The organism is Saccharothrix algeriensis, assembly GCF_016907655.1.
In the GTDB taxonomy this organism is placed as follows: domain Bacteria; phylum Actinomycetota; class Actinomycetes; order Mycobacteriales; family Pseudonocardiaceae; genus Actinosynnema; species Actinosynnema algeriense.
In genome coordinates this window covers 1,121,013-1,132,644 of record NZ_JAFBCL010000001.1, presented here as the reverse complement: position 1 = coordinate 1,132,644, position 11,632 = coordinate 1,121,013, and the positions used below count along the sequence as shown (strand labels likewise).

16 protein-coding genes are annotated in these 11,632 nt (G+C 75.8%); 7 read left to right on the top strand and 9 right to left on the bottom strand.

Annotated elements, in window-relative coordinates; translation table 11 throughout:
* Window positions 1-104: 104 nt before the first annotated feature.
* Both JOE68_RS04745 and JOE68_RS04740 read right to left on the bottom strand, forming a co-directional pair.
* Window positions 105-425, bottom strand: a complete 321-nt coding sequence (locus JOE68_RS04745; RefSeq protein ID WP_204841119.1) for a DUF3140 domain-containing protein — start codon at window positions 423-425, stop codon at window positions 105-107.
* 50 nt (window positions 426-475) lie between these two features.
* On the bottom strand, window positions 476-754 hold the full coding sequence (locus tag JOE68_RS04740; RefSeq protein ID WP_204841118.1) for an ArsR/SmtB family transcription factor: 279 nt from the start codon (window positions 752-754) through the stop codon (window positions 476-478).
* A 116-nt stretch (window positions 755-870) separates the two neighbouring features.
* On the opposite strand from JOE68_RS04740, the gene JOE68_RS04735 reads away from it, so the two are divergent.
* Window positions 871-1,521 (top strand): hypothetical protein, encoded by a 651-nt coding sequence (locus JOE68_RS04735; RefSeq protein ID WP_204841117.1) that lies wholly within the window; start codon window positions 871-873, stop codon window positions 1,519-1,521.
* 846 nt (window positions 1,522-2,367) lie between these two features.
* Window positions 2,368-3,009 carry a sunset domain-containing protein gene (locus tag JOE68_RS04730; RefSeq protein ID WP_204841116.1) on the top strand — a complete coding sequence of 214 codons (642 nt, stop codon included), beginning with the start codon at window positions 2,368-2,370 and terminating at the stop codon, window positions 3,007-3,009.
* A gap of 24 nt (window positions 3,010-3,033) precedes the next feature.
* Here the strand turns inward: JOE68_RS04730 and JOE68_RS04725 are convergent, their stop codons facing one another.
* From JOE68_RS04725 to JOE68_RS04705, 5 genes are all read right to left on the bottom strand, one after another.
* A complete protein-coding gene (locus JOE68_RS04725) occupies window positions 3,034-3,321 on the bottom strand; it encodes a WhiB family transcriptional regulator (protein WP_204841115.1) in 288 nt (95 codons plus the stop codon).
* A gap of 48 nt (window positions 3,322-3,369) precedes the next feature.
* Complete coding sequence (locus JOE68_RS04720; protein ID WP_204841114.1) at window positions 3,370-4,227, bottom strand: MerR family transcriptional regulator; 858 nt, start codon at window positions 4,225-4,227, stop codon at window positions 3,370-3,372.
* Between the two features lie 151 nt (window positions 4,228-4,378).
* Complete coding sequence (locus JOE68_RS04715) at window positions 4,379-4,924, bottom strand: hemerythrin domain-containing protein (protein WP_204841113.1); 546 nt, start codon at window positions 4,922-4,924, stop codon at window positions 4,379-4,381.
* 45 nt (window positions 4,925-4,969) lie between these two features.
* Entirely contained in the window at window positions 4,970-5,968 is a 999-nt protein-coding gene (locus JOE68_RS32140) for a C40 family peptidase (RefSeq protein ID WP_204841112.1), read from the bottom strand.
* Window positions 5,969-6,200: 232 nt separating this feature from the next.
* Window positions 6,201-7,055 (bottom strand): PfkB family carbohydrate kinase, encoded by an 855-nt coding sequence (locus JOE68_RS04705; RefSeq protein WP_204841111.1) that lies wholly within the window; start codon window positions 7,053-7,055, stop codon window positions 6,201-6,203.
* Between the two features lie 141 nt (window positions 7,056-7,196).
* On the opposite strand from JOE68_RS04705, the gene JOE68_RS04700 reads away from it, so the two are divergent.
* From JOE68_RS04700 to JOE68_RS04690, 3 genes are read left to right on the top strand one after another with little or no spacing between them, the layout of a single operon-like run.
* Window positions 7,197-7,601 carry a YciI family protein gene (locus JOE68_RS04700; protein ID WP_204841110.1) on the top strand — a complete coding sequence of 135 codons (405 nt, stop codon included), beginning with the start codon at window positions 7,197-7,199 and terminating at the stop codon, window positions 7,599-7,601.
* Window positions 7,598-8,809: an RNA polymerase sigma factor gene (locus JOE68_RS04695; protein WP_204841109.1), complete on the top strand. Its 1,212-nt coding sequence runs from the start codon at window positions 7,598-7,600 to the stop codon at window positions 8,807-8,809. Before JOE68_RS04700 ends, JOE68_RS04695 begins: the two co-directional genes overlap by 4 nt.
* Before the next feature lie 22 nt (window positions 8,810-8,831).
* Window positions 8,832-9,227: a DnaJ family domain-containing protein gene (locus JOE68_RS04690; protein ID WP_204841108.1), complete on the top strand. Its 396-nt coding sequence runs from the start codon at window positions 8,832-8,834 to the stop codon at window positions 9,225-9,227.
* Window positions 9,228-9,260: 33 nt separating this feature from the next.
* Here JOE68_RS04690 and JOE68_RS04685 read toward each other — a convergent pair whose 3' ends face one another.
* Window positions 9,261-9,449 carry a DUF397 domain-containing protein gene (locus JOE68_RS04685; protein ID WP_204841107.1) on the bottom strand — a complete coding sequence of 63 codons (189 nt, stop codon included), beginning with the start codon at window positions 9,447-9,449 and terminating at the stop codon, window positions 9,261-9,263.
* Complete coding sequence (locus JOE68_RS04680; RefSeq protein WP_239562133.1) at window positions 9,446-10,321, bottom strand: helix-turn-helix domain-containing protein; 876 nt, start codon at window positions 10,319-10,321, stop codon at window positions 9,446-9,448. The genes JOE68_RS04685 and JOE68_RS04680 overlap by 4 nt, the downstream gene beginning before the upstream one ends.
* 146 nt (window positions 10,322-10,467) lie before the next feature.
* Here JOE68_RS04680 and JOE68_RS04675 point away from each other — a divergent pair, with 146 nt between their 5' ends.
* Window positions 10,468-10,716, top strand: coding sequence for an HC3 family zinc finger protein (locus tag JOE68_RS04675; RefSeq protein WP_204841105.1), 249 nt, complete (start codon window positions 10,468-10,470; stop codon window positions 10,714-10,716).
* Window positions 10,704-11,621, top strand: coding sequence for a Scr1 family TA system antitoxin-like transcriptional regulator (locus JOE68_RS04670; protein WP_204841104.1), 918 nt, complete (start codon window positions 10,704-10,706; stop codon window positions 11,619-11,621). The genes JOE68_RS04675 and JOE68_RS04670 overlap by 13 nt, the downstream gene beginning before the upstream one ends.
* The last annotated feature ends 11 nt before the right edge of the window (window positions 11,622-11,632 follow it).

Sequence of the window (11,632 nt, the reverse complement as noted above, 5' to 3'; positions counted from 1 at the left end):
GGCTCCGGCCCCGGAACCGGTCGGACCGGCGCCCGTCCGGCCCGCGGACGCGCGAAAGCGCCCGGCCGCGTCGGGGCCGGGCGGTGCGGGCGGGGCGCTCGGGGTCAGGCGGGCTTCAGCGGGTCGTGGCCGATGGACATCAGGCGGTGCCGCCAGTGGGCCTCGCCCGCCGTCGGCTCCAGGTCCTCGCGGCGCTGCGCGTGCACCCGGTCCACCACCTTCTGCATCACCCGCACGTCCTCGGTGGTCAGGTCGGTCCTGCGTTTGCGCAGCACCCGCAGCACCTCCTGGCCGGTGGGGGTGCCCGCCTGGTCGGGCAGCTCCTCGGTCTCCTCGTCCGTCGAGCGGGTGCGCAGCCAGTCCTCCAGCTCGTTCGAGGTCATGTTCACTACGCGGTGGAACTCGTCCCACAGGGTGTCGTTCATGGGGCGCAGGATTGCCGCTTTCCCCGCGGCCGAAACCCGGGCCGGGGCGCTCACCGGTCCGGGGGCCCGACCCGGAACCGCGCCAGCCACTCGTCGGCCTCGCGCAGCCCCCGCCGGTCCACGGCGTAGACCCGGCGGACGCCCTCGGGGCGGACGGTGGCGAGGCCGTTCTCCCGGAGCACCCGCAGGTGCTGGGACACGGCCGGCTGGGAGATCCCGAACTCGCGCCGGATCACCGCCGTGAGGTCGCCGGAGGTCCGCTCGCCGTCGGCCAGCAGCTCCAGGACTCGGCGGCGCACCGTATCGCCGAGAACGTCGAACACGTTCACGACCAGCGATTTTAAGACCCGGCTTATATAAGTCAAAGCGGAGTTCCTGGAATTGTCGTACCCACCTGGCACTATGTCGAACAGGTGTTCGGTACGAGTTCGGAAGGGAGCTAGGGATGCGCGTACAACTCGATCCCCGGCAGTGGCCCGGCCGTGTCATCCCCGAGACCGACGTCGAGATCGACACGGCCGTCGAGGCGCTGTGCCTGCGGGCGAACTGGGTCGACGCCGACCGCGCGGGCGTCCGCGCGGTCGTCGAGCCCTGGTTCGGCGCGGGGTGGAGCGTCGACGCCCTGCTGGTGGCCGTGGACAGCAAGCCGGACGGGAGCAGGCAGGGCAGCCCCAGGAACCGCGACCAGGTTGCGCACGACTTCCTCCGCGCGCGGCTCCGGTCGTGGTGGCAGGGGGGCGCGCGGCGAGCGCGCCCCCCGGTCGCCGGCATGACCCTCGGCCAGTGGTGGCGGGTCAACCGCCGCAACGCCCGGCTCACCCAGCCCCGGCCGCGCCGGCCGCTGGGCGAGGCCGGGCGGCTGGCCCAGGAGCAGTCGCGGGAGCGGGTCCGGGCCCGCCTGCGCGACCCGGTGGAGCGCTCCCGCGCCCGCGCCCGGCGGTGGCAGGAGGCGCTGGACGCCCTCCTGGTCCCCGGTCTGCGGGCGCCGACGTTCGAGGACTCGCGCAAGCTGCTGGCCGAGATCACGCCGGCGCGGTCGCACCCGGTGTGCAGCCGCTGCGGTTGCCGGACGGGGGTGGTGGCTCGTGCCGCCTGAGTGAGCCGGGGGTCCCGGCGGCGCCCGCCGCGCGGAGCCCGAGGGCCGCCCTCGGTGCGAGGCGGTCATGGCCCGCCACGCGATCACGTGCCCGAGCGCGAAGCCCGCCCGCTCGTGGGACGACCGGCCCGACCCGGCGAGGTGGGCTCCGGGAAGCGATCCGACCGCACGGTCGAGACCGCGCGTTCAGCGCTGCCCCGAGAACCCGGCGCGAGGTGCCCGGTACCGCCCCGGAACCGGTCGCGGCAGGCCCCGCGGCCCCGGTCGCACGCGCCCGGTCAGGTCTGCGCCGCCCTGATCACGCCGCCGCCTTGATCACGCTACCGCCCTGATCACGCCGCAACTCCACCACCCGGTCGCGCTGCCGTTCCGGTCGTGCTGCCGCGAGGCCGATCGGCGTGCCGGCGCCCGGTCGGCTCCGCCGCGCCGGAGCGGGGCTTCGCCGTGCCCGGACGGGGTGGCCACCCCGCCCGCCGGAGATCACAGACTACCCCGTCCGACCGGGTCGTGATCACGTGGGGGCGGCCGTTCTCAGGTCACTTGGACGGGTGAAATGCCGAGGGTGGTTCGGCGCGGACGGGCGGTGCCGGTGGCATCCGGCACGGCACTTCCGGTACGAACGCCCGGTGCTGAGATCCCCGGCGTGGCGCGCTTGGCTCGTGGGCGCCCTCGTCGTGCCCGCCCTCCTTGCGGGATCAGGGGTTTTCGCGCGTGCGCGGCCGTCCGCGCGGGGTCCGGGGTCGAGTCGCTCCCCGCGTCGCGGCGGGGCGGCGCCCCCCACCCCGGGCCGGAGGGGTTCGAACCCGGCCGCCTGCCGGCAGACGTCCTGATGAGCTAGGAGTGGCAGTGTTCTGGTTGTTCACCCAGATGTTCGTCCTGTGCGGGGTGGCGTTCGCCGCGGGGGCCGCGCTCACGTGGCTGCCCCTGCGGGCCACCATCCGCGGCCTGCGCGCCGAGCTCGCCGACCCGGTCCCGCGCCCGGCCATCCCCGCGACCGCCGTGGTCCTCGCCGAGCGGGTGGCACCGCGGGAGATCGAGCGACGCGCCCCGGAGCCGCCCGCCGCGAAGTCGACCGCCCCGGAGCCGCCCGCCACGGAGCCGACCGCCGCAGAGCCGCCCGCCCCGGAGCCGACCGCCACGGAGCCGGCCGCCGGGATGTCGGGCTCCGAAGCGCCGGGCGCCGCCCAGGAAGGTGTCGAGCGGCCCGACGCCGCCCGCTCGAACCCGACCCGGTCGGCCGCCGGCCGGGCGAGCGCGCCGCGGCCTGCCGCGCGCACCGTCCGCGCCGGGCGGCCCGACGCGACCCCCACCCGTTCCGCGCGCCCCGAGCCCCAGGTCAAGGGCAGCCCCAAGTCGATGATCTTCCACACCCCGGACTCGCCGTACTTCAAGCGCATGAAGGGCGACGTCACCTTCCGCTCCGCCGCCGAGGCCGAGCGGGCGGGCTACACCCGGTGGCGGCCCAGGAGCGCGGCGCCGGCGAGCTGACCGCCCGGCCGCCGGGCACTCGGCTCAGGTGCGCTTGTGGTTGAGGGAGATCAGCCTGCGCAGCTCGCTCTCGCCGAGCCCGCCCCAGATGCCGTAGGTCTCCTCGACGGTCAGCGCGTGGTTGCGGCACTCGGTCACCACCGGGCAGCGCGCGCAGACCGCCTTGGCGCGCGCCTCGCGCTGCTCGCGGGCCGAGCCGCGCTCGTTGGGGGTGTGGAAGAACAGGGCGCTGTCCATGCCGCGGCACAGACCTCTCAGCTGCCAGTCCCAGGAAGCGGTGACCGGCTCGGGCAGGCGGGACAACTCGGGCATGGGATCACGTCCTGTGGTCGGGCCGACCCTGCACAGCCTAAATTCGATTCAAAAACGGTTCAACTCGAGCACGAGGTCGACCGCTTCGGGCAACGACGCCGCCCACCGCGCGCCGGCCGGGACGGGCTCCCACCCCGGCCCGCCCAGCACCACGGCCTGACCCCGTCCGACCAGGTCGGCCACCGGCGCCAGGGCCGCGTACCCGGGCGCGTGCGCCCACAGCACGACCACCGCGGGTGCGAGCAGGCTCACCGCGTCGAGCAGCGCCCGCGCCGGCACCCGCGCCCCGAGGTTCCGCGCGGCGAGGTCACGCTCGGCGAGCGCCGCGGCCAGCACGTCCAGCGGCAGGCTGTGCTGCTCCTCCGGCGCGCACGCCAGCAGGGCGGGCAGCCGCCCCGACACCGGCGGTCCCCCCGTCCGCAGCGCGCCGACGATCGCGGCGGTGGCGCAGTGCTCGACCTCCACCCCGGACCCCTGCGCCCGGATCCGCTCGCCCAGCGCCACCAGGAACGGCATCAGCACGTCCTGCCACGCCCGCACCACGCCGTCCCGGGCGATCAGCGACGCGGCGAGCGAGCCCATCAGCGGTTGGTCGAGCCGGGCCGCGGCGCGGGCGAACCCGCGCGCCTCCTCCGGCTCCACGGCGAGCGCCCGCGGCCCGCCGCCGGACCTCGCCCGCGGCGGCGGCGCCTCGCCCAGGACGACGGCCGCGGCCGAGGCGGGCGAAGCGCCCCGGCCGGTCAGCTCCAGCATCCGCCGCAGCCGGGCCACGTCGTCCTCGCTGTAGCGGCGGTGCCTGCCCTCCTCGCGGTTGCTCGGCCCGAGCCCGTAGCGGCGGTCCCAGGTGCGCAGCGTGACGGGCGAGACGCCGAGCATCCGCGCGACCGCTCCGGCACTCCAGCGCACACGCACACCGCCATCCGCAGAATTCCACCGGCCGGAATGGTAACGAGCGGACCGGTGATCGGCCGCGGACCGCGGCGGGTGATCACCACCGGGCGACCGCCGCACGGGTCGGCCCGGGCCGGCGGTCGGGCCGGTCCGGGCCGACGCCGCCTCACGACGACCGGAGCTGCTGCTTCAGCTGCTGCTTGCTCATGCCCGACGCGCCGGGGACCCCGGCGTTCCTCGCCTGCGCCAGCAGCTCGTCGCGGGAAGCCCGGCCCGGCAGGTCGCCCATGTGCCGGGCACGGCTCTCGGCGAAGGCGCGGCCCAGCTCGGCGCGGCGCTCGTCGCCCAGCTGCGCCCGCATCCCGGGCAGCACCTTGGACTCCTCTTCCTCCACGTGGTGCAGCACGCCCTCGACCAGCTTCTCCAGCACCTCGTCGAACCGGGCCGAGGCGGGGTCGGTCGCCACGAGCCGCGCGAGCAGCTCCTCGGCCTCGACGTGCTCCTCCTGGCTGTGCGCGACCTCGTCCGCCTCGTCCGCCTCGTCGCGCGCCACCGGGTAGACCGAGTCCTCCTCGGCGCGGCTGTGCGCGGTGAGCACGGCCGAGAGCACCGGGACGAGCAGCGGTCGCTTCTCCGGGTGGTGCTTCAGCTCGTCGAACAGCCGCTCCACCTCGCGGTGGTCCGCCATGATCAGGTCGACGACATCGGTCATCGCGGGTTCTCCTCACGTCGGGGTGACGCGGGTATACCCACCGGGTCAGCCGACTACCCGCCGGATCGTGCTGATCGGCCCGATGGACTCGATGTCCTGGATCTTCACCGGCACGCCCTCGGTCGACGCGTGCACGGCGCGGATGCCGTCGATCGCCATCGACACGTGGGTCTGCCCGGCGTAGTAGATGACCAGGTCGCCGGGCTTCACCTCGTCGAGCGACACGGCCCGGCCGATGGTCGCCTGCCCGTAGGTGGTGCGGGGGATGCCGATCCCGGCGTCGCGGTAGGCGGCCTGCATGAGGCTGGAGCAGTCCCACGTGTCGGGGCCGTTGGACCCGAAGACGTAGGGCTTGCCCCGCTGCGACAGGGCGAACGCCAGCGCCCGGCCCACCTGGCCCGGCGGCACCGGCACGTGCCCGGTGTAGCCCTCGTCGGCGAGCGCGTCCCGGTCGGACTTCGGCAGCGCCCGGTAGGCGTCGCGCGCCTCGGTGATCTGCTGGTCCAGCGCCGCCTTGCGCTGCCCGATCTCCTCGATCGCCCTGGTGGCGCTCCCGGCGGCCTCGGTGGCGCGGCGGGCCGCGTCGTCGGCCTCGTCCACGGCGGCGCCCAGGTCGGCCACCGCCTGGGCGTTCTCGCCGGCGAGAACGCCCAGCGCGGACATCCGGTTGAGGAAGTCCTGCTGGGACTCGCTGACCAGCAGCGCCGAGAGCTGGTTGAACCGGGCGCCCTCGAACGCGGCCTCGGTGAGCAGGTCGACCCGGCCGCGCAGCTGCTCCTGGGCCCGCTCGGCGTCGCCGAGGTCGCGGTTGGCCCGGTCCAGCTCGTCCTGCGCCTTGGTCAGCTCGTCCTGGGCGCGCAGGTGCTCCTCGTTGAGCGCCTCGGCCTGGGTGGCCAGCTCGCCGTACCTCTGCAACGCCTCGGAGGCGTTCGGGGGAGCCGGGTCGGCGGCGGCCCGGGGCGCGACCGACCCGCAGACCAGCACGAGGGCGGCGGCGACCGCGACGGCCGTGCGGGCGGTGCGCTGAACGGGGTACGACGCCACGGCCGCGCGGTCCTCCTCGGAAACCGGTGCCCGAGCGGGTCACCCCCCGCTCGGATCGCGGTCAGGCTACGGAACGGCGACCCGTTAGTCCATCAGGGTCCGAGCCCGTGTCGGGCGGGTCGCGAGGGGTCCACCGGCGCCGCGCTCCCGGCCCGGTCACGCCCGCCCCGCGGGTGGCGGGCGCCGGCCCCGCCCCGCCGGCGGCCGGTGCTCCCCGCGCGGGCCGACCCCGTCACGCGCGCAGCCCGGTCAGGTCGGACCGCCCGCCCGCGTGCCCGACGGCACGGCCGGCGGCGGCCACCGCGAGGCGGCCCGCGTCGTGCGGATGGTCCCCGCGCGCGAGCGCCACGGTCAGCGCGGCGACGAACGCGTCACCGCCGCCGGTGGTGTCCACGACGTCCTCGTCGGTCAGCGGCACCACGGCCTCGCCGGAGGACCACACCAGGACGTTCGCCTCGCCCCCGACCTCCAGCGCCACCACCGACGGCCCGCGCGCCAGCAGGTCCCGCCCCGCCGCCACGGCGTCGTCGGCCGAGGAGATCCGCCGCCCGGTCAGCTGCTCGCCCTCCCGGTGGTCCGCGCGCAGGACGTCGGCCCCGGCCAGCTGCTCGTCGCCGGCCACGCCGTCCAGCACGACCAGCCCGCTCGCGTGGCGGACGGCGGCGAGCGCGGCGTCGGCGGGCTGCTGGAGCTGCACCACGACGGCGTCCGCGTCGGCCACCGCGGGCGTCCGGACGTCCTCCGGGCGCACCAGGGAGCTGTCCGGCAGGTCCTGGAGGTAGCGCCACCTCCCGTCGCAGACCACGTCCACGATCAGCGCGCTGCGACCGCGCCGCGCGACGGCGGACGTGTCGACGCCGTCCGCCCGGAGCCGGTCGACCAGCCCCCGGCCCACCTCGTCGTCGCCGACCACGCCGACCACGGTGGCCGAGGCGCCCAGCTGGACCGCGCCGACGGCGATGTTGGCGCCCTTCCCGCCGAGCACCTCGCGCCGTTCGAGCACCGGGGCGGTGCCCGAGGCGTCGGGCACCTCCGGCACGACCAGCACCAGGTCGCGGGCGATCTGACCCACCACGGCGATCCGCATGGCACTGCCGTACCCGAGGACGGCCGGCTGAAACGAAACAGGTGTGTCGCAGGTCACGAACGGCGATGTAGAGAGCGCCGGCCGGGCGCCGTCCTACAGGTGGAGCGCCAAGATGGGCGCGAACGAGACGAGGAGCCCGACATGGCCAAGTTCCTGCTGCTGATGAACTACGGCGCCACCGCGAACTGCGACGTCCCGATGGAGCAGTGGGCGCCGGAGGACGTCAAGGCCCACATCGACTTCCAGCACGAGCTGGGCAGGGAGCTGACCGACAACGGCGAGCTGGTCGACGCGCAGGGACTGTCCGGCCCGGAGCTGGCCAAGAGCGTCGTGTCCACCGGGCAGGGCGCGCCGGTCGTGACCGACGGGCCGTTCCCCGAGTCCAAGGAGCTGCTCGCAGGCTACTGGCTGGTCGACACCACGCTCGACCGCGCGCTGGAGATCGCCGCCGCGGCCTCCGCCGCGCCGGGTCCGGGCGGGGTGCCGCTGGGCCAGCGGATCGAGGTCCGCGAGGTGATGGGCGCGCCCGCCGCCACCGACCTGTGAGCGGCCCGGTCGAGGGCCTGCTGCGCGACCTCGCGCCGCAGGTCCTCGGGGTGGTCGTGCGCCGGTTCGGCGACTTCGCGCTGGGCGAGGACGCCGTGCAGGAGGCGTTGCTGGCGGCGGCCGTGCACTGGCCGCGGGACGGCGTGCCGGCCAACCCGCGCGGCTGGTTGGTCCAGGTCGCCGTGCGGAAGGCGACCGACCTGCTGCGCAGCGAGGCCGCCCGGCGCCGGCGCGAGGACGCGGTCGCGCTCGAACCGCCGCCCGGCGAGGTGCCCGCGCGGGACGACACGCTGCTCCTGCTGTTCCTGTGCTGCCACTCCGCGCTGACGCCCGCGTCGGCGATCGCGCTGACCCTGCGCGCCGTCGGCGGCCTGACCACGGCCGAGGTCGCGAACGCCTTCCTGGTGCCGGAGGCGACGATGGCGCAGCGGATCAGCCGCGCGAAGCAGACCGTGAAGAAGGCCGGCTCCGCGTTCGCCGCGCCCGGCCCGGACGAGTGGGCCGGGCGGCTGCGGTCCGTGCTGCACGTGCTGTACCTGATCTTCAACGAGGGCTACACCAGCAGCGTCGGCGGCGAGCTGCACCGCACCGAGCTGTCCGGCGAGGCGATCCGCCTGGCCCGCGCCGTGCACGCGCGGCTGCCCGCCGACGGCGAGGTCGCCGGGCTGCTGGCGCTGATGCTGCTGACCGACGCCCGCCGCGCCGCCCGGACGGGGCCCGACGGCGAGCTGGTCCCGCTGGCGGAGCAGGACCGCGCGCTGTGGGACGGGGCGCTGATCACCGAGGGCGTCGACCTGCTCCTGGCCGCCGTCGCGCGCGGCGCGGTCGGGGAGTACCAGGTGCAGGCGTCCATCGCGGCCCTGCACGACGACGCCCTGCGCGCGGAGGACACCGACTGGCCGCAGATCCTGGCCATGTACGGGTTGCTGGAGCGCATGACGGACAACCCGGTGGTGTCGCTGAACCGGGCCGTCGCCGTCGCGATGGTGCACGGGCCGGCCGCCGGCCTGGAGCTGGTCGACCGGGTGGAGCCGCGGCTGCCCGGCCACCACCGCGTGGCCGCCGTCCGGGCGCACCTGCACGAGCGGGCCGGCGACGCCGACCGGGCGGTCGAGCACTACCGCGCCGCCGCCGCCCGCACCACCAGCACCCCGGAGCGGCGGTACCTGCTGGCGCGGGCGTCCCGGCTGGCCCGCGCCGAGCGGTAGCCTGGGACCAGGGGTGATGGGCATGACCGAGCGCAAACCCGCCGGGACGAGCTTCGAGTCGTGGGTCGACCGGCAGATCCGCGAAGCCCGGGACCGGGGCGAGTTCGAGGGCCTGCCGGGCGCGGGGAAGCCGCTGGGCGGGCTGTCCGGGCCGCACGACGAGCTGTGGTGGGTCAAGGAGAAGGTGCGCCGGGAGGAGGGCTCGGTGCTGCCGCCGACCCTCCTGCTGCGCAAGGAGGCCGCCGCCGCGCGCGAGGCCGCCGCGCGGGCCGGGTCGGAGGAGGAGGTGCGGCGCGTCCTGGGCGAGATCAACGCCAGGATCGTCGACGCGATCCGCAAGCCGATGTCCGGGCCGCCGCTGAACCTGATGCCGTTCGACGTCGAGCACGTGGTGGACCAGTGGCGGGCGAGCCGCTGACGCGCCCCCGGGCGCTCGCCGGGGGCGGGCCGGTCACGCGCCCCTGAGCGCCGCCAGGAAACCGGCGAACCGCGCGCGGTCGAAGGCGAGCACCGCGCCGGCGGGGTTCTTCGAGTCGCGCACCAGCAGCCCGGCGCCGGTGCGCGCCAGCTCCACGCAGTCCGCGCCGTTGCCGCCGCTGTGGCTGGACTTGCGCCACCGGGTGGGGGTGTCCGGGGTCATGAGCCCGCGCCCCCTCGGCGCGGCCGCAGCTCGGCCGCCGCCGCGGCCAGCAGGGTCGAGGTCCTGGCCGGGGACAGCGCGGCGGTCAGCAGGTGCTGGAAGGCCGTGTCGTACTGGGCGACGTGCGCCGGGTCCTCCACGGGGCCGGCCGAGGTCAGGCCCTCCAGGTAGACGATGGGCCGCGGGCCGTCGGGGAAGCGCAGCAGGACGAACGGGTAGTTGGACAGGGCGTGCGCCCCGGCGGAGAACGGCACCACCTGCACCGTGACGTGCTGGAGCCCGGCCAGCTCGCGCAGGTGGAGCAGCTGGGCCCGCTGCACGGCCGGACCGCCCACGACCGTGCGGACCGCGGCCTCGTGCAGCACCAGGTGCAGGCGCCGGCCGCTCTCGACCAGGTGCGCCTGGCGGGCCTGGCGCGCCTCGACCAGCCGGTCGACGTGCTCCTCCTGGTGGAACGGGTTGGCCTCGATCACGGCGCGGGCGTACTCCGGCGTCTGGAGCGGGCCCGGCACCAGCTCGGCGTGGTAGCGCAGGACTTCCGTCGCGATCTGCTCCAGGTGGAAGAACCGGCGGAAGAAGCCGGGCAGCACCGTGCCGTAGGGGGTGGGCGCGCGGCGCTTGCGGGCCGCCCGCGCCAGCTCCTCGATAGGCTTGCGGGCCTGCCGCGGCGCGCCGTAGAAGTCCAGCAGCACCGACAGCTCGGCGGCCCGGATCGCCACGTCGCCGACCTCGATGCGCCGGATCTTCGCCGGCGAGCACTCCAGCACCTCGGCCGCGTGGTCCTGCGTCTTGCCCACCTTCTCGCGCATCGACGTGAGCGCCTGCCCCAGCTGTCGCTTGTAGACCGTCGGGCTCGCCCCGCTGCCGGCCATGGCCACCTCGGCTTTCCTCGTCTGCTCCGCGGTGCCGATCAGTGTGCCGGAAGGCGGGTGGATCGTCCTTCACACGATGGTGTACTGCCCAACCTGCACGTGCAGCCTTTACGGTTGGTCCGCCCGTTCAGGCAGGGGAGGACCCGATGACCCGCGCTTTCCGCTGGATGCCGCACGACGGCCGCCGGCACGCCATCCGCACAGGCGTCGCGCCGCGCGACGCGGCCGAGACGCTGTGCGGGTTGACCTTCACCGTCCCGGCCACCCGGTCCTACGTCCACTGGTGCTGGCCGACCTGCGAGGTCTGCGACACCGCGTGGCGCGCCCACGAGGGCATCGCGGCCTCGCCCGCGCGGCGCGACGAGGGCCCGGGGAGGCCGACGTGCGCGCGGTGAGCGGGGAGGCGGGGGCGATGAGCTTCAAGGCGTTCGTCGCCAGGGGGTACGCGCAGGGCGAGACGATCCGCTCCCTGGCCGCCGCGACCGGCCGCTCGTACGGGACGGTGCGCAGCGCCCTGGTGGCCGAGGGCGTCCGGCTGCGCAGGCGGGGCCACCGGCCGGTGACGACGATGATGGCGGTGGCCGACGCGCGGGCCAGGCGCGAGGAACTGTCGGTGGAGCTGCTGCAGGCCCGCCTGGCGTCCGGGCTGACCGGGGCGGCGGCGGGGCAGCGGGCGGGCATCAGCCAGTCCAAGGTCTCCAAGGTGGAGACCGGGCGGCTGCTGCCCAAGGTCGCGGACGTGGAGCGGCTGGCCGACGTCTACGAGGTGCCGCCCGAGGTGCGCAGCCGGCTGCTCCTGCTGGCGGAGAAGGTGGTGCGCGACGCGGAGCACCGCAGGGCGGTGCTGCACCGGGGCGTGGCGCGCCGGCAGGTGGCGGTCTCGCGGGCGGAGGCCGCCGCGCGGACCGTGCGGGCGTTCGCGCCCTGCGGGGTGCCCGCGCGGCTGCTCCGCGAGACGCACCCGGACCAGCGGCTGGTGGTGGTGCTGGCCGAGGGCGCGATGCGGTCCTCGCCCGCGCACTGGGAGCGGCTGCGGCAGGTCAGCCTGCGGTCCAACGTCGAGGTGGGCGTGATCCGCTGGCACCTGGGGGTCGAGCTGCCGGAGGCGGGCTTCGCGGTGTTCGACGAGGCGATGGTGGTGTGCGACCTGCTGGCGGGCAACGTGGTGATGACCGACCCGGACGACGTGCGCGGCCACTTGAGGAGTTTCCGGCAGCTGCGCGAGAGCGCGGTGTTCGGGGAGGGGGTGCGGTCGTTGTTGGACGTGGTGCGGTCGGAGTACGAGGGGGTGCGCGCCTGACGCCGGGCCGC